This window comes from Pseudomonas sp. QL9 (assembly GCF_041409665.1).
Classification (GTDB): domain Bacteria; phylum Pseudomonadota; class Gammaproteobacteria; order Pseudomonadales; family Pseudomonadaceae; genus Pseudomonas; species Pseudomonas knackmussii.
Map to the genome: position 1 here is coordinate 74,994 of NZ_CP166971.1, position 15,005 is coordinate 89,998.

Genomic DNA, 15,005 nt, shown 5'->3' on the forward strand with positions numbered 1-15,005 from the left:
CGCTGCCGATCACAGCTTGGCGATGGACACTTCGGTCGACTTCACGAAGGCGATCACTTCGCTGCCTACCTGCAGTTCCAACTCGCGTACCGAGCGAGTGGTGATCACCGAGGTGACCACGCCGGCGGCGGTTTGCACGTCGATTTCCGACAGTACGTCGCCGATCACGATTTCCTTGATGGTGCCCTTGAACTGGTTGCGGACGTTGATGGCTTTGATGGTCATGGCGTTTCTCCTTGGGGGAATGGGTCTTGCGCGGATGAAGGATTCAGAGCGCCCAGCGCAATTGCGTGGGCAAGGGGGATACGGGTTCCGGCTCGGGCGGCAGCGGCGGTAGCGACAGCACGCGGTCGAGCACTTCGGCCTCGAGCGCGGCCAGGCGCGCCGAGCCACGCGAACGTGGCCGCGGCAGGTCGACGGCCAGGTCCAGGCCGATCTCGCCGTCCTCGATGAGGATCACGCGGTCGGCCACGGCCACCGCCTCGGCGACATCGTGGGTCACCAGCAGCACGCTGAAACCGTGCTGTTGCCAGAGGCGTTCGATCAGTTGCTGCATCTCGATGCGGGTCAGCGCATCCAGCGCGCCCAGCGGCTCGTCGAGCAGCAGCAGGCGCGGCCGGTGGATCAGCGCGCGAGCCAGGGCTACGCGCTGCTTCTGCCCACCGGACAGGCTCGCCGGCCACTCGCCGGCGCGGTCGGCCAGGCCGACCGCCTGCAGCGCTTCCAGGGCCTGCTGGCGCCAGTCGCCCTTCAGGCCGAGGCCGACGTTGTCGATCACTCGTTTCCACGGCAGCAGGCGCGAGTCCTGGAACATCAGGCGGGTGCCTTCGCGGGCGTCTTCCAGCGGCGCAGCACCGGCCAGCAGTTGGCCCTCGCTGGGCGCATCCAGGCCGGCCAGCAGGCGCAGCAAGGTGCTCTTGCCGCAGCCACTGCGACCGACGATGGCGACGAACTGCCCGGCGGGGATGCGCAGGTCGATGCCCTTGAGCACCTCGCGCTCACCGAAGCGCTTGACCACGCCTTCGAGCGCCAGCGGGATGCCCTGCTTGAGCTGTTGCGGCGTGCTCGGCGCCAGGTTGCTCAGCGCGTTCATGCCGCACCTCCCTTGTGCTGATAAGCCGGGTGCCAGCGCAGCCAGACGCGTTCCAGGCCGCGCGCGGCGAGGTCGGCGAGCTTGCCCAGGACCGCGTAGAGCAGGATCGCCAGGACCACCACGTCGGTCTGCAGGAACTCGCGGGCATTCATCGCCAGGTAGCCGATGCCGGAACCGGCGGAAATGGTCTCGGCGACTATCAAGGTCAACCACATGAAGCCCAGGGCGAAACGCACGCCGACCAGGATCGACGGCAGCGCGCCGGGCAGGATCACCTGGCGGAACAGCCCGAAGCCCGACAGCCCGTAGCTGCGCGCCATCTCCAGCAGGCCCGGGTCGATGTTGCGGATGCCGTGGTAGGTGTTGAGGTAGATGGGGAACAGGGTGCCGAGGGCAACCAGGAAGATCTTCGCCGACTCGTCGATGCCGAACCACAGGATCACCAGCGGGATCAGCGCCAGGTGCGGCACGTTGCGGATCATCTGCACCGAGCTGTCGAGGAGGCGCTCGCCCCACTTCGACAGGCCGGTGATGAGCCCCAGGCTCAGGCCGATGGAGCCGCCGATCAGGAAGCCGAGGGCCGCACGCCAGGTGCTGATCGCCAGGTGCTGCCAGAGCTCGCCGCTCTTCACCAGCTGATAGCCGGCCTCGAACACCGCGCTGGGCGCCGGCAGGATGCGCGTGGAGAGGAAGCCCCCTTCCACCGCCACCTGCCAGGCCAGCAGCAGCGCTACCGGCAAGGCCCAGGGCGCTAGGCGCCGGGCCAATCGATTGGAAACGCTCATTGCAACTCTCCGAATCCTTCGCAAGGCGGATAACCGTTCGCGGTTATCCGCCGCGCCCCAACGGGGGCCATCGTTTTCAGCTCGCCGCTGCCGCCTTGGGCAGGATGTCGTCGGCGATCATCTCGCCGAAGGGGCTGATGTAGCCGCGGCCCTCCGGCTGCGCCGGGCGGGCGACGTCGAGGTGCGGGAAGAGCAACTCGGCGACCCGGTAGGACTCCTCCAGGTGCGGGTAGCCGGAGAAGATGAAGGTGTCGATGCCCAGGTCGGCGTACTCCTTGACCCGCGCGGCCACGGTCGGGCCGTCGCCGACCAGCGCAGTGCCGGCACCGCCGCGCACCAGGCCGACCCCGGCCCAGAGGTTCGGCGAGACTTCCAGGTTGTCCTTCTTGCCGCCGTGCAGCGCGGCCATGCGTTGCTGGCCCACGGAGTCGAAGCGCGCCAGGGAGGCCTGGGCGCGGTCGATGGTGTCCTGGTCGAGGTGGCTGATCAGGCGGTCGGCGGCCTTCCAGGCTTCCTCGTTGGTTTCGCGGACGATCACGTGCAGGCGGATGCCGAAGCGCACGCTGCGGCCCTGCCGGGCGGCCTTCTCGCGCACCTGGGCGATCTTCTCGGCCACCGCGGCCGGCGGCTCGCCCCAGGTCAGGTACAGCTCGACCTGCTCGGCAGCGAGGTCCTGGGCGGCCTCGGAAGAACCGCCGAAGTACAACGGCGGGCGCGGTTGCTGGATCGGCGGATAGAGCAGCTTGGCGCCCTTCACCTGGATGTGCTTGCCATCGTAGTCGACGGTCTCGCCTTCCAGCACGCGGCGCCAGATGCGGGTGAATTCGACGGAGGCTTCGTAGCGCTCCTCATGGCTCAGGTGCAGGCCGTCGCCGGCCAGCTCGTCCGGGTCGCCGCCGGTGACCAGGTTGAACAGCGCGCGGCCGTTGGACAGGCGGTCCAGGGTCGCGGCCTGGCGTGCGGCCACGGTCGGCGAAATGATCCCCGGGCGCAGCGCGACCAGGAACTTCAGGCCCTGGGTCACCGGGATCAGCGAGGCGGCAACCAGCCAGGAGTCCTCGCAGGAACGTCCGGTGGGAATCAGCACGCCGCCGAAGCCGAGACGGTCGGCCGCCTGGGCGATCTGCTGCAGGTAGCCGTGGTCGACGGCGCGGGCGCCCTCGGCGGTGCCCAGGTAGTGGCCGTCGCCGTGGGTGGGAAGGAACCAGAAGATATTGAGGCTCATCGCTTTAACTCCAGGTGAGCGCGCCGGCGTGGCGTAGCCGCGCGATGATTCGTTGTGTGCGTTTGGTGTCGTTGTCGCCGTAGGCGGATCTCATCCGCGAATCGCGCCGGGATCTCCGGCATTCGCGGACAAGGTCCACTCCTACAGGGCGGTCATTGGGTGGTAGCGACCTTGGCACCGGCCGGCGGCGTCCAGATCACGTCCTTGATGCTCAGCGGCTTGGGAATCAGCTTCAGGCGGCTGAAGGTGTCGGCGATCTTCTGCTGCTTGGTCACCACCTCGGGGGTGATGAACTGTGCGCCGAAGCCCTGGCGTTCGACTGCCTGGCGGGTGATCTCCGGCGACAGGCCGAGCAGCGGGGAGACTTGTTCAGCGACCTGCTGCGGGTTCTGCTTCGACCACTCGCCGACCGAACGCACTTCGTCGATCAGCGTGGTCAGCACTTGCGGATGGTCCTTCGCGTAGGTACGCGTGGCGAGGTAGAACTGGTGGTTGTCCGCCAGGCCCTTGGCATTGACCAGGGTGCGCGCGTTGAGCTGCTTCTCGGCAGCCGACTGGTAGGGCTCCCAGATCACCCAGGCGTCCACCGAGCCGCGCTCGAAGGCGGCGCGGGCGTCGGCCGGCGGCAGGTACACCGGCTGGATGTCGCTGTACTTCAGGCCGTTCTGCTCCAGGGCGCGCACCAGCAGGTAGTGCACGTTGGAGCCCTTGTTCAGGGCGACCTTCTTGCCCTTGAGCTCGCTCACCGATTTGATCGGCGAATCCTTGGGCAGCAGGATGGCCTCGCTGGCCGGCGCCGCCGGCTCGTTGGCCACATACACCAGGTCGGCGCCGGCGGCCTGGGCGAACACCGGCGGGGTTTCACCGGTCACGCCGAAGTCGATGCTGCCGACGTTCAGTCCTTCGAGCAGCTGCGGGCCGCCGGGGAATTCGGTCCATTGCACCTGGATGCCCTGCTCGGCCAGGCGCTTCTCCAGCGTGCCGCGAGCCTTGAGCAGCACCAGGGTGCCGTACTTCTGGTAACCGATGCGCAGGGTATCGGCTTGTGCTTGCGAGAAGGCGCCGTAGGAGATCGCCGCGGTAAGCAGGGCGAGCAGACTCCGGCGCAAAGTGTTGGCGCCCATGGCGACCTCCTTTGCTATTGAGTGTGTGCGTGCCTGCTGGCCCGTTGGCGGGCGAGTAAGGACGGATTTCGGTGGATCAGATACTCCAGCGGGCCTTCACCAGCCGGTCGTTCAACACGTGCGGATCTATCGATCCGGGGCGACGCGCCAGGGCGGCGAGCAGTTGCTCCACCGACTCGTCCAGGCGCTCGCGCAATTCGTCATCGATGCGCGCGGGCTGCGCGCCTTCGGCGTAGGCGATCTGCTTGTCGACGCCGAACACGCCGGGCAGGATTTCCTGCGCCTTGAGCGCACCCAGCACCGGTTTCAGCGCGTAGTCCACCGCCAACAGGTGCGCGGGGCTGCCGCCGCTGGCCAGGGGCAGGATCACCTTGTGCGCCAGGGCTCGCTCCGGAAGCAGGTCGAGCAGCACCTTGAGCGCACCGGAGAAGGAAGCCTTGTACACCGGAGTAGCCACCACCAGGCCATCGGCGCTCGCCACGAGCTTCTGCAGGTGCTGCACCGCTTCGCTGGCGAAGTCCGCGTGGAGCAGGTCCTGCGCGGGGAAATCGCGCAGCCTGACTACGCTCACTTCCAGTCGTTGCGCTTGCAGGCGCTGGGCGACATGGTCGAGCAGCAGCTCGGTGCGCGAACGCGCCGCAGGGCTGCCGGAAAGGAGGACGACGTGCATGGCCGCTCCTCAGCGTTGCCGAGCGACGAGCCACAGGGGCTGCGGCGTATCGGCGTCGCGATGCAGGTAGTAGCGCTGGCTCATGGTTGCGGTCCTTCCGGGTCGTTGTGGGAGCCACTATGCGCAGAAACGAAAAGAATTAGAACGAATAAATAATTATTTTGTTAGATCATTAATGAATATTCAGGTTTTGCGTTTAATGCATAAGCACCCAACAAATGATTCTTTTATCGAATAAAGAGAAACGCCTATAGTCCGGCGTTGCTCAACCCCCAGAAGGATCTCCGATGAAACGCCTACTGCCCCTCGCCGCCCTCGCCAGCTTCGCCCTGGCCGGCAGCGTCCAGGCCGCGTCACTGCTCAACGCCTCCTATGACGTCATGCGCGACTTCTACAAGGACTACAACGCCGCCTTCCTCAAGCACTGGCAGGCCGAAGGCGGCAAGCCGCTGACCATCCAGATGTCCCACGGCGGCTCGAGCAAACAGGCCCGCGCGGTGATCGACGGCCTGCCGGCCGACGTCATCACCATGAACATGGCCACCGACATCAATGCCCTGGCCGACAACGGTGGCCTGGTGCCGAAGGATTGGGCGACCCGCCTGCCCAACGACAGCGCGCCCTTCACCTCCGCCACCGTGTTCATCGTCCGCAAGGGCAACCCCAAGGGCCTGCACGACTGGCCGGACCTGCTCAAGGACGGCGTGCAGGTCGTAGTGCCGAACCCGAAGACCTCGGGCAACGGCCGCTACACCTACCTCTCCGCCTGGGGCTACTCGCTCAAGCACGGCGGCGATGAGGCCAAGGCGAAGGCATTCGTCGGCCAACTGTTCAAGCACGTCCCGGTGCTGGACACCGGCGGCCGCGCCGCCACCACTACGTTCATGCAGAACCAGATCGGCGACGTGCTGGTGACCTTCGAGAACGAGGCCGAGATGATCGCCCGCGAATTCGGCCGTGGCGGCTTCGAGGTGGTCTACCCGAGCGTCTCCGCCGAAGCCGAACCGCCGGTGGCGGTTGTCGACAAGGTGGTCGACAAGAAAGGCACCCGTGCCGAAGCCGAGGCCTACCTGAAATACCTGTGGTCCGACGAAGGCCAGCGCATCGCCGCCGAGAACTACCTGCGCCCGCGCAACCCGCAGGTGCTCGCGCAGTACGCCGACCGCTTCCCGAAAGTCGACTTCTTCAACGTGAACCAGACCTTCGGCGACTGGCCGAGCATCCAGAAGACCCACTTCGCCGACGGCGGCGTGTTCGACCAGATCTACACCGCCCAGTGACGCCCTCGAGCCCGGCCCAGCGCCGGGCTCGATGTTTCTGCACTCGCACTTTTACGGGAAACGCACCACCGGCCCCGTCGGCGCACCGCCGGGCGGCACATAGGCCGGCGCGGGTTCCCCCGCCGCCCCCATCGCTCGCGTGTACGCATAGATCGCCTTGAGGTCGGCTTCGCTCATCGAACGCAGGTTGAACCAGGGCATTGGCGGCCGCGGCTGCATGTTGCGCACCAGGTGCAGCCACTGCTCTTCGCTCAGGCCGGCCAGGCGCAGGCGCAGGTTGGTCGCGTAGGTCGTGCCCCAGGGGCCCGACCAGCCGAGGCGGTCGCCGGTGAGCCAGAGCTTCTCGTCGACCTGCCCCAGCGACGGAGCGTAGTTCGGCGTGTGGCAATCGTTGCAGCCGGCGATGCGCACTAGGTAGCGGCCACGCTGGACCGGATCGCTGGAGTCGGTTGGCGCCGGGTCGGCCGCGAGGCCGGCGGTACAGGCGGCGAGCAGCGCCGCCGCGCAGGATGCCTGGACGTGGGGTTTCATCAACTGCCCTCCTCTATCGGGATTGCGGATCGACCGCCCGGACCAGTGCGCGGATAGCCCAGCGCCTGACCCGGCGGGCCTCGGCATCGTCGAGTTGCAAGACATCCTTGAACACGATCATCGCCTCCGGCCCCATCACCAGGGCCAAGGCATGCCTGAGGTTCTTCAGCGCCGCCGGGGTGAAGCGCGCGTACAGCGGCTCCAGTGCGGCATCGATCAAGGGCGTGCGGCGGTTCTGCCGAACCGGCAGCACGGCATCGGACTCACCTCGCGCGCTCAGCTCCAGTGACTGCGCGAGCATCATGCGCAAGGCGACCTCGTTGGCCCGCGACATGGCATCCAGCGCATCGTCGACCCGCCGCAAGCGAGCCACCGCATCGCGACCGGAAACCCCGGCGAGCACCTGCTCGGCCTGGGGCGTATCCACATCGATGGAAGCTTCCAGGTAGAGCGTCTCGATCTTCGGGAAATAGCGATAGGCCGTGGCCCGCGAAACCATCGCCTGTGCCGCGACCTCCTCCAGGGTCGGCCGTCCGCCCTGGCTGAGCAACGTGGCCGCCGCCTGCAAGAGCGCCTGGCGCGTGCGCTGCTTCTGCTGTTGGCGCAGGTTCGACGGACTCATCGCCCCACCTCCGACTGCAACCGTTCGGAGCGCCCCTGCGTGGATTCCGGGTAGATCAGCGCCATGCGCGGCTCCCTTGGCGAGTTTGAGTTCGGAGCGTTTCGTGAGACTAAAATCTCTTAAAGATATTTATTGCTCACAAAATAAACAGACTCAAGCACCAATGAAAGCGTGGCGACGGATGGTGGATTGGAGGTCACGACGCCTCGTCTCCTGGGCCCGGCGTTCGCGGGGAAGACGAAGGAGAGCAAGGCCCCTATCCGCTGATGTCGTTTCCGCGGACGCGGGCTCCTGCTTGATCGCTGACAACAAAAAGCCACCCGAAGGTGGCTTTCGTTTAGCTCGCAGTGATTGAAGGAAATCACGCCCGCTTGCGCTCGTCCTGCTCGATGCGTCGCTGCAGGCGGTAGAGGAAGGCGAAGCCTTGCTCCCATTGCTGGTGGCCGGATTTCACGTTGATGTGCCCGGCGCCGGGCAGGATTGCTGCCTGAGCCCCCCAGTCGGCGGCCAGCTCGATGGCGCGTGCGGCGCTGGCGGCGGGGTCGCTGTCCGAGCCGACCAGCTGGCTGGGGAATGGCAGCGCGTCCCGCGGGATGGGCGCGAAGCCCTGCAGCGGCGCCGGGCAGTTCGGCCGCTCGACGTCGGCCGGCGCCACCAGCAGCGCGCCGCGAACCTTGTTCAGCGAGGCCCAGGATGCCTGTGCGGCCCAGTGGGCCACCGTGATGCAGCCCAGGCTGTGCGCCACCAGGACCAGCGGCGAGCGGCTGGCTGACACGTGCCGCTCCAGGGTTTCGACCCATTGCTGCAGGTCCGGGTTGACCCAGTCGGCCTGCTCCACCCGGCGGGCATTGGGCAGGCAACGCTGCCAATGGCTTTGCCAATGCTCGTCCGGCGAACCCTGCCAGCCCGGCAGGATCAGGTAGTGCGTGGATGTGCTGGCCATGGCTTGAAGCTCCCTGAAGGTAATGGGGCGCAGTCTAGGCAGGCGAACGAAAAGAGTTAAGGAATAAGAATTCATTTGCTTATTCCAATGATCCAGATCAGCCCCGCTTCATGGACAGGCCCTCAAATAGAACATAAAGGAATATATAAATGAATATTAAGTATTTTTAAGAATAATCACCCCTCTCTACTATCCGCTCCAAGCCCGCCCCGAAGCGCGGGTATCCGTCCAAGGAGCAAAGAACATGAGCGCCCCACTCAGAAGCCTCGAAGGCAAGGACGAAGCCGACGTCCTCCACGACATCCAGGCCGCCCTGCAGGGCCTGCGCTTCGGCTCGGTGGAAATCACCGTGCACAACGGCCAGGTCGTGCAGATCGAGCGCAAGGAAAAATTCCGCTTGCAGGCCCAGGCCCCCAAGCGCAGCTGACACCCCCAGCATCCCTACCAGACCACTGATGGGCATGACGACCCCGGCGCCGGCCAGCGAATCCCGCCTGACCGCGCAGTGAAAACAGAACAAACGCCAATAAGCATTTCCAGGAGCCGTACCATGTCCATCCGCCGTTTCGCCCTGGCCGCCCTCGCCAGTGCCCTGATCGCAGGCCCGGCAGCCGCCGCCACCCAACTGCTGAACGTTTCCTACGACCCGACCCGCGAGCTGTACCAGGCCTACAACGCCGCCTTCATCAAGCACTGGAAGGCCCAGGGCGGTGACGACCTCGCCGTGCAGCAATCCCACGGCGGCTCGGGCAAGCAGGCCCGCGCGGTCATCGATGGCCTGAAGGCCGACGTGGTGACCCTGGCCCTGGCCGGCGACATCGACGAGCTGAGCAAGAACGGCAGCCTGCTGCCGGCCGACTGGCAGGCACGTCTGCCGAACAACAGCACCCCCTATACCTCGACCATCGTGTTCCTGGTGCGCAAGGGCAACCCCAAGGGCATCAAGGACTGGGCCGACCTGACCAAGAATGGCGTCGAGGTCATCACCCCGAACCCGAAGACCTCCGGCGGCGCCCGCTGGAACTTCCTGGCCGCCTGGGCCTGGGCGAAGAAGCGATACGGTAGCGACGAGAAGGCCGAGGCCTACGTGAAGGACCTGTACAAGCACGTTCCGGTGCTGGATACCGGCGCCCGCGGCTCGACCATCACCTTCGTCAACAACAACATCGGCGACGTGCTGCTGGCCTGGGAGAACGAAGCCTTCCTGGCGAAGAAGGAACAGGGTGGCGAGAACTTCGAGATCGTCGTGCCTTCCCTCTCCATCCTGGCCGAGCCGCCGGTGGCGGTGGTCGACAAGGTGGTCGACAAGAAAGGCACCCGCAAGGTCGCCGAGGAATACCTGAAGTACCTGTACAGCCCCGAAGGCCAGCGCATCGCCGCGCAGAACTTCTACCGCCCGCGCGACGCCAAGGTTGCCACCGAGTTCGCCAAGCAGTTCCCGAAACTCGACCTGGTGACCATCGACAAGGAGTTCGGCGGCTGGAAAGTCGCGCAGCCGAAGTTCTTCAACGACGGTGGCGTGTTCGACAAGATCTACCAGGCGCAGTGATGCGCCACTCGCCCGGTTCCGACCGGGCAACAGACCTCGGCGGCCGGTGCACCGGCCGCCACGGTGAAAACCCCCGCCCCAGGGCGGGGGCTCAACGCGTTAACGAGTAAGGACAGACGATGTCACGACGCATCTCCCCGGTCATACCCGGCTTCGGGCTGACTCTGGGCTACACCCTGGTGTATCTCAGCCTGTTGGTGCTGATTCCCCTGGGTGCCTTGTTCCTCAAAACCACCCAGCTTTCCTGGGACCAGTTCTGGGCCGTCATCACCGCGCCTCGCGTGCTCGCCGCGCTCAAGCTGAGCTTCGGCACCGCGCTGATCGCCGCGCTGGTGAACGGCGTGATCGGTACCCTGCTGGCCTGGGTGCTGGTGCGCTACCGCTTCCCCGGTCGGAAGATCATCGACGCCATGATCGACCTGCCCTTCGCCCTGCCCACCGCCGTCGCCGGTATCGCCCTCACCGCGCTCTACGCCCCGGCCGGCGCGGTCGGCAAGCTGGCCGCCGAATTCGGCCTGAAGATCGCCTACACCCCGCTGGGCATCACCCTGGCGCTGACCTTCGTGGTCCTGCCCTTCGTCGTGCGCACCCTGCAGCCGGTGCTGGCAGACATCCCGCGCGAAGTCGAAGAGGCCGCCGCCTGCCTGGGCGCCAAGCCGCTCCAGGTGTTCCGTCACATCCTCGTGCCGGCGCTGCTGCCGGCCTGGCTGACCGGCTTCGCCCTGGCCTTCGCCCGCGGCGTCGGCGAGTACGGCTCGGTGATCTTCATCGCCGGCAACATGCCGATGAAGACCGAGATCCTGCCGCTGCTGATCATGGTCAAGCTGGACCAGTACGACTACACCGGCGCCACCGCCATCGGCGTGCTGATGCTGGTCGTGGCCTTCGTCCTGCTGCTGCTGATCAACCTGCTGCAACGCCGTATCGAGACCCCGTGAGGAGCGCGCCATGACATCCGCATCGCTTTCCGCCGCGCAAGCGGCGAACGCTGCCCGCCGCGGCAACCTCTGGGGCCGCCGGGCGCTCATCGGCCTGGCCTGGCTGGCCTTCACCCTGTTCCTGCTGCTGCCGCTGCTGGTTGTGCTGAGCGAGGCACTGAAGCAGGGCCTGGGCGTCTTCGTCGAGTCCATCCTCGAACCCGACGCCATCGCCGCGCTCAAGCTAACGCTGCTCGCCGTGGGCATCTCGGTGCCGCTGAACCTGGTGTTCGGCGTGGCCGCCGCCTGGTGCGTGAGCAAGTTCGAGTTCCCCGGCAAGAGCCTGCTGGTGACCCTGATCGACCTGCCGTTCTCGGTCTCGCCGGTGATCGCCGGCCTGATCTACGTGCTGCTGTTCGGCGCCCAGGGCTACTTCGGCAAATGGCTCAGCGACCATGACATCCAGATCGTCTTCGCCGTGCCCGGCATTGTCTTGGCGACCATCTTCGTCACCTTCCCCTTCGTCGCCCGCGAACTGATCCCGCTGATGCAGGAACAGGGCACCCAGGAGGAAGAGGCTGCGCGCCTGCTCGGCGCCAACGGCTGGCAGATGTTCTGGCACGTGACCCTGCCGAACATCAAATGGGGCCTGATCTACGGCGTGGTGCTGTGCACCGCGCGGGCGATGGGCGAGTTCGGCGCGGTGTCGGTGGTTTCCGGGCACATCCGCGGCGTCACCAACACCCTGCCGCTGCACGTCGAGATCCTCTACAACGAATACAACCATGTCGCCGCTTTCAGCGTCGCCACCCTCCTGCTGCTGATGGCGCTGGTCATCCTGCTGCTCAAGCAGTGGAGCGAGTCGCGTCTGTCCCGCCTGAAAGTCAAAGCTGACGAAGAGTGAGAGCCACACCATGAGCATCGAAATCCGTAACGTCAGCAAGCATTTCAACGCCTTCAAGGCGCTCGACGAAATCAACCTGGACATCCACAGCGGCGAACTGGTGGCCCTGCTCGGCCCGTCCGGCTGCGGCAAGACCACCCTGCTGCGGATCATCGCCGGGCTGGAAACCCCGGACGCCGGCAACATCGTGTTCCACGGCGAGGACGTATCGAAGCACGACGTGCGCGACCGCAACGTCGGCTTCGTGTTCCAGCACTACGCGCTGTTCCGCCACATGACGGTGTTCGACAACGTCGCCTTCGGCCTGCGCATGAAACCGAAGAAAGAGCGCCCGAGCGAATCCCGGATCGCCGAGAAGGTCCACGAACTGCTCAACATGGTGCAGCTGGACTGGCTCGCCGACCGCTACCCCGAACAGCTTTCCGGCGGCCAGCGCCAGCGTATCGCCCTGGCCCGCGCGCTGGCGGTGGAGCCGAAGATCCTGCTGCTCGACGAGCCTTTCGGCGCCCTCGACGCCAAGGTGCGCAAGGAGCTGCGCCGCTGGCTGGCGCGCCTGCACGAGGAGATCAACCTGACCTCGGTATTCGTCACCCACGACCAGGAAGAAGCCATGGAAGTGGCCGACCGCATCGTGGTGATGAACAAGGGCGTGATCGAGCAGATCGGCTCGCCCGGCGAGGTCTACGCCAACCCGGCCAGCGACTTCGTCTACCACTTCCTCGGCGACGCCAACCGCCTGCACCTGGGCGATGACGAGCACGTGCTGTTCCGTCCCCACGAGATCGAGCTGTTCCGCAGCCCCGAAGCCGGCCTGACCGGCGGCGAGGTACGCGACATCCGCCCGTTGGGCGCGACCACCCGGGTTACCCTCAAGGTGCCAGGCCAGGACGCGCACATCGAAGCCGAAGTGACCGCCGAGCACGCCAGCCTCGCCGGCCTGGCGCGTGGCGACCAGCTGTACTTCCGCCCGCGCAACCAGCGCGCGCCCAGCTGAGCCAGACGGCGCCGGCCGCTCAAGCGAGGCTGGCGCCGCGCTCCTGCAGCAACTCTCGCAATACCGAGCGGTGGCAGCGCCGCTCTTCCTCGCAATAGCACCCCAGCGTCATGTCCGAGTCATGCGACAACAGCGCCAGCAAGTCGAGCAGTTGGCTGGCCGCAGGCTCCGCCATTTCGCGACGGAAGCGCTTGGTGAAACGCCCCCACTCTTCCTCCGATTCCACCGCCCTGCCCTCGGCCATCAACTCGGCGCTGGGCGCCAGAGCCGGTAGCCAGGTGTCGTAGAAATCGCGGCTGGCAAATTCGGCCTTGGGCACGCCGCGCGGTGGACGACGCACGGTGCCCAGGCGCGGCCCTTCGCCCGGTGAGCGCGGCGACCCCAGGCGCAGGATGTGGATGCTCATGAATCCCCCTTCAGGCTCGACGGCAGCACTTCGCAATCGACGCCCTCGGCCAGCGTGCGCAGGGCTGCCAGCAAGGCCGGCGGCGGCGCGGTCAGGCGGCGCTCGGCGAGGTTGAGCCAACCCACGCTGGAGACCACCCGCGCCACCGTCTTGCCATCCGCACGCAGGAACTCGTTGCGCATGCGCATGCGGCTGCCGTCTTCCGCCAGCCCGATGATTTCCAGGCGGACGACCAGCCGGTCCAGCAGGTGGGTCTCGCGGAAGTACTCGATCTCGTCCTTCATGACCACCGGCCCCAGGCGCAGGCGGGCGAACTCGCTCATGGGGAAGCCGTGTTCGGCGAAGAACAGCATGCGCACGTCGGCGGACTTGTCCAGGTACGCTGTGTTGCGCATGTGCGCGTTGAAATCCATGTCGCCCCAGCCGGCCATCAGCTCTTGTTGGTACATGGCGATCCTCCTCGTTCGGGGTTGATTGAAAGGGCCGCGGACCTCGCTCCGCGGCCTTGTCGCGGCGGCTCAGCAGACGCCGGTGTTCTTCAGGCCGAGCACCTCGATGGGCTCGATGCTCGGCGCACCGACCAGCAGCTCCGGGGCCTTGGCCATCAGCGCGGCGGCGATCGGGCCGTTCAGGTGGGCCTGGCGGCCTTCTTCGTCGGCGAAGGCATCGAACACGCCGAAGGTACTCGGCCCCAGGCGCAGGGCGAACCAGATCGGCGTGCGTTCTTCCTGGTTGGCCAGCGCCAGGCCGGTTTCCAGCAGTGCGGCGACCTCGGACTCCTTGCCGGGCTTGGCTTCCAGGCGGGCGAACAGGGCGAGCTTGATCATGAGTGTCTCTCCGGTTGGGCGATCCCGAATGGGAACCCGACCACTGTACGGTTGCCGGCAAGCGTGCTCCTATTGGCAAGATTGACAACTTCGATAGGGATCTTGCCGTGAAGCTGCACCTCCTCGCCCTCGATGGCGTCTTCGATACCGGCCTTTCCGTGCTGCTCGATGCCTTCACCACGGCCAACGAACTGGCGGCCATGCAGGGGCTGGAATCGTTGCGCTTCGACGTCACCCTGGGCGGTGTGCGCAAGCGCGTACGCAGCGCCCAGGGATTCACCGTACCGGTGTGCGAAGCACCCACCGACGCACGCCCCGACTGGGTGGTGGTGCCGGCCATCGGCTACAAGATGCCCGACGCCCTGCAGCAAGCCCTGCAACGGCCGGACGTGCGCGACGCGGGAACCCTGCTGCGCACCAGCGCCGAGCAAGGCGCGAACGTCGCCGCCGCCTGCATCGGCACCTTCGTGCTCGCCGAATCGGGGCTGCTCGACCAGCGCCCAGCGACCACCACCTGGTGGCTGGCGCCGCTGTTCCGCCAGCGCTATCCGCGGGTGCAGCTGGACGAGTCGCGCATGCTGGTCAGCAGCGAAGGCCTGGTCACCGCCGGCGCTGCCCTCAGCCACATGGACCTGGCGCTCTGGCTGATCCGCCAGGAGAGCCCGGCGCTGGCGGCGTTGGTGGCCAATTACCTGGTGGTCGACTCGCGCCCGGCGCAATCGGCCTACGTGCTGAGCGATCACCTGGCCCACGCCGATCCGCTGGTCGCGCGTTTCGAGCAATGGGCGCGGCACAACCTCGCGCAGGGCTTTTCCCTCGATAACGCCGCAGCGGCGCTGGCGACCAGCAAGCGCACCCTCGCCCGGCGCCTGCACGACTGCCTGGGCAAGACGCCGCTGTCGTACTTCCAGGACCTGCGCGTGGAGCGCGCCGTGCACCTGCTCAAGACCGGTGACGGCAATATCGAGCAGGTCGCCACGCAGGTCGGCTACGCCGATGGGGTCACCCTGCGCACACTGTTGCGTCGCCGCCTGGGGCGCAGCGTGCGGGAGATTCGCCAAGGCTGAAACGCGCGCCTTCCCGCCCCTTCCACGGACTATTCGACGAGCGGACCGCCGCCGGCGCGAAAGCCGGA

The 15,005-nt window shown here is 66.5% G+C and carries 19 protein-coding genes; 7 read left to right on the forward strand and 12 right to left on the reverse strand.

The window, feature by feature from the left end; all coding sequences use genetic code 11:
• Window positions 1-9: 9 nt before the first annotated feature.
• The 6 genes from ACA097_RS00370 to ssuE form a co-directional block, all read right to left on the reverse strand.
• Window positions 10-225, reverse strand: coding sequence for a molybdopterin-binding protein (locus ACA097_RS00370; protein WP_043252087.1), 216 nt, complete (start codon window positions 223-225; stop codon window positions 10-12).
• Window positions 226-268: 43 nt separating this feature from the next.
• The gene (gene ssuB / locus ACA097_RS00375) at window positions 269-1,093 is read right to left on the reverse strand and encodes an aliphatic sulfonates ABC transporter ATP-binding protein (protein WP_371367695.1); all 825 of its coding nucleotides are present in this window, start codon (window positions 1,091-1,093) and stop codon (window positions 269-271) included.
• Window positions 1,090-1,878 (reverse strand): aliphatic sulfonate ABC transporter permease SsuC, encoded by a 789-nt coding sequence (gene ssuC, locus ACA097_RS00380; protein ID WP_043252083.1) that lies wholly within the window; start codon window positions 1,876-1,878, stop codon window positions 1,090-1,092. The genes ssuB and ssuC overlap by 4 nt, the downstream gene beginning before the upstream one ends.
• Before the next feature lie 76 nt (window positions 1,879-1,954).
• A complete protein-coding gene (ssuD, locus tag ACA097_RS00385) occupies window positions 1,955-3,103 on the reverse strand; it encodes an FMNH2-dependent alkanesulfonate monooxygenase (protein WP_371367698.1) in 1,149 nt (382 codons plus the stop codon).
• Window positions 3,104-3,255: 152 nt separating this feature from the next.
• Window positions 3,256-4,227: a sulfonate ABC transporter substrate-binding protein gene (locus ACA097_RS00390; RefSeq protein WP_371367700.1), complete on the reverse strand. Its 972-nt coding sequence runs from the start codon at window positions 4,225-4,227 to the stop codon at window positions 3,256-3,258.
• Between the two features lie 76 nt (window positions 4,228-4,303).
• A complete protein-coding gene (gene ssuE, locus ACA097_RS00395) occupies window positions 4,304-4,897 on the reverse strand; it encodes an NADPH-dependent FMN reductase (RefSeq protein ID WP_371367702.1) in 594 nt (197 codons plus the stop codon).
• Window positions 4,898-5,184: 287 nt separating this feature from the next.
• On the opposite strand from ssuE, the gene ACA097_RS00400 reads away from it, so the two are divergent.
• Window positions 5,185-6,177 carry a sulfate ABC transporter substrate-binding protein gene (locus ACA097_RS00400; protein ID WP_371367704.1) on the forward strand — a complete coding sequence of 331 codons (993 nt, stop codon included), beginning with the start codon at window positions 5,185-5,187 and terminating at the stop codon, window positions 6,175-6,177.
• A gap of 51 nt (window positions 6,178-6,228) precedes the next feature.
• Here the strand turns inward: ACA097_RS00400 and ACA097_RS00405 are convergent, their stop codons facing one another.
• The 3 genes from ACA097_RS00405 to ACA097_RS00415 form a co-directional block, all read right to left on the reverse strand.
• On the reverse strand, window positions 6,229-6,708 hold the full coding sequence (locus tag ACA097_RS00405; RefSeq protein WP_371367706.1) for a cytochrome C: 480 nt from the start codon (window positions 6,706-6,708) through the stop codon (window positions 6,229-6,231).
• A 13-nt stretch (window positions 6,709-6,721) separates the two neighbouring features.
• Window positions 6,722-7,330, reverse strand: a complete 609-nt coding sequence (locus ACA097_RS00410) for a TetR/AcrR family transcriptional regulator (protein ID WP_371367708.1) — start codon at window positions 7,328-7,330, stop codon at window positions 6,722-6,724.
• A gap of 361 nt (window positions 7,331-7,691) precedes the next feature.
• Window positions 7,692-8,273, reverse strand: coding sequence for an RBBP9/YdeN family alpha/beta hydrolase (locus tag ACA097_RS00415; RefSeq protein ID WP_371367710.1), 582 nt, complete (start codon window positions 8,271-8,273; stop codon window positions 7,692-7,694).
• A gap of 244 nt (window positions 8,274-8,517) precedes the next feature.
• Here ACA097_RS00415 and oscA point away from each other — a divergent pair, with 244 nt between their 5' ends.
• The 5 genes from oscA (at window position 8,518) to ACA097_RS00440 (ending at window position 12,637) form a co-directional block, all read left to right on the forward strand.
• On the forward strand, window positions 8,518-8,700 hold the full coding sequence (gene oscA / locus ACA097_RS00420) for a sulfur starvation response protein OscA (protein WP_043252066.1): 183 nt from the start codon (window positions 8,518-8,520) through the stop codon (window positions 8,698-8,700).
• A 123-nt stretch (window positions 8,701-8,823) separates the two neighbouring features.
• Window positions 8,824-9,822 (forward strand): sulfate ABC transporter substrate-binding protein, encoded by a 999-nt coding sequence (locus ACA097_RS00425; RefSeq protein ID WP_371367712.1) that lies wholly within the window; start codon window positions 8,824-8,826, stop codon window positions 9,820-9,822.
• A 119-nt stretch (window positions 9,823-9,941) separates the two neighbouring features.
• On the forward strand, window positions 9,942-10,760 hold the full coding sequence (gene cysT, locus ACA097_RS00430) for a sulfate ABC transporter permease subunit CysT (RefSeq protein WP_043252062.1): 819 nt from the start codon (window positions 9,942-9,944) through the stop codon (window positions 10,758-10,760).
• A gap of 10 nt (window positions 10,761-10,770) precedes the next feature.
• On the forward strand, window positions 10,771-11,643 hold the full coding sequence (cysW, locus tag ACA097_RS00435; protein ID WP_043252061.1) for a sulfate ABC transporter permease subunit CysW: 873 nt from the start codon (window positions 10,771-10,773) through the stop codon (window positions 11,641-11,643).
• Window positions 11,644-11,653: 10 nt separating this feature from the next.
• Entirely contained in the window at window positions 11,654-12,637 is a 984-nt protein-coding gene (locus ACA097_RS00440; protein WP_160286979.1) for a sulfate/molybdate ABC transporter ATP-binding protein, read from the forward strand.
• Window positions 12,638-12,656: 19 nt separating this feature from the next.
• On the opposite strand, the gene ACA097_RS00445 is transcribed toward ACA097_RS00440, so the two are convergent.
• The 3 genes from ACA097_RS00445 to ACA097_RS00455 form a co-directional block, all read right to left on the reverse strand.
• Window positions 12,657-13,043, reverse strand: coding sequence for a DUF488 domain-containing protein (locus ACA097_RS00445; protein ID WP_160286978.1), 387 nt, complete (start codon window positions 13,041-13,043; stop codon window positions 12,657-12,659).
• On the reverse strand, window positions 13,040-13,492 hold the full coding sequence (locus ACA097_RS00450; RefSeq protein WP_043252058.1) for a thioesterase family protein: 453 nt from the start codon (window positions 13,490-13,492) through the stop codon (window positions 13,040-13,042). The genes ACA097_RS00445 and ACA097_RS00450 overlap by 4 nt, the downstream gene beginning before the upstream one ends.
• A gap of 69 nt (window positions 13,493-13,561) precedes the next feature.
• The gene (locus ACA097_RS00455) at window positions 13,562-13,870 is read right to left on the reverse strand and encodes a putative quinol monooxygenase (protein WP_371367716.1); all 309 of its coding nucleotides are present in this window, start codon (window positions 13,868-13,870) and stop codon (window positions 13,562-13,564) included.
• A 107-nt stretch (window positions 13,871-13,977) separates the two neighbouring features.
• On the opposite strand from ACA097_RS00455, the gene ACA097_RS00460 reads away from it, so the two are divergent.
• Window positions 13,978-14,937 (forward strand): GlxA family transcriptional regulator, encoded by a 960-nt coding sequence (locus ACA097_RS00460; RefSeq protein ID WP_371367718.1) that lies wholly within the window; start codon window positions 13,978-13,980, stop codon window positions 14,935-14,937.
• The last annotated feature ends 68 nt before the right edge of the window (window positions 14,938-15,005 follow it).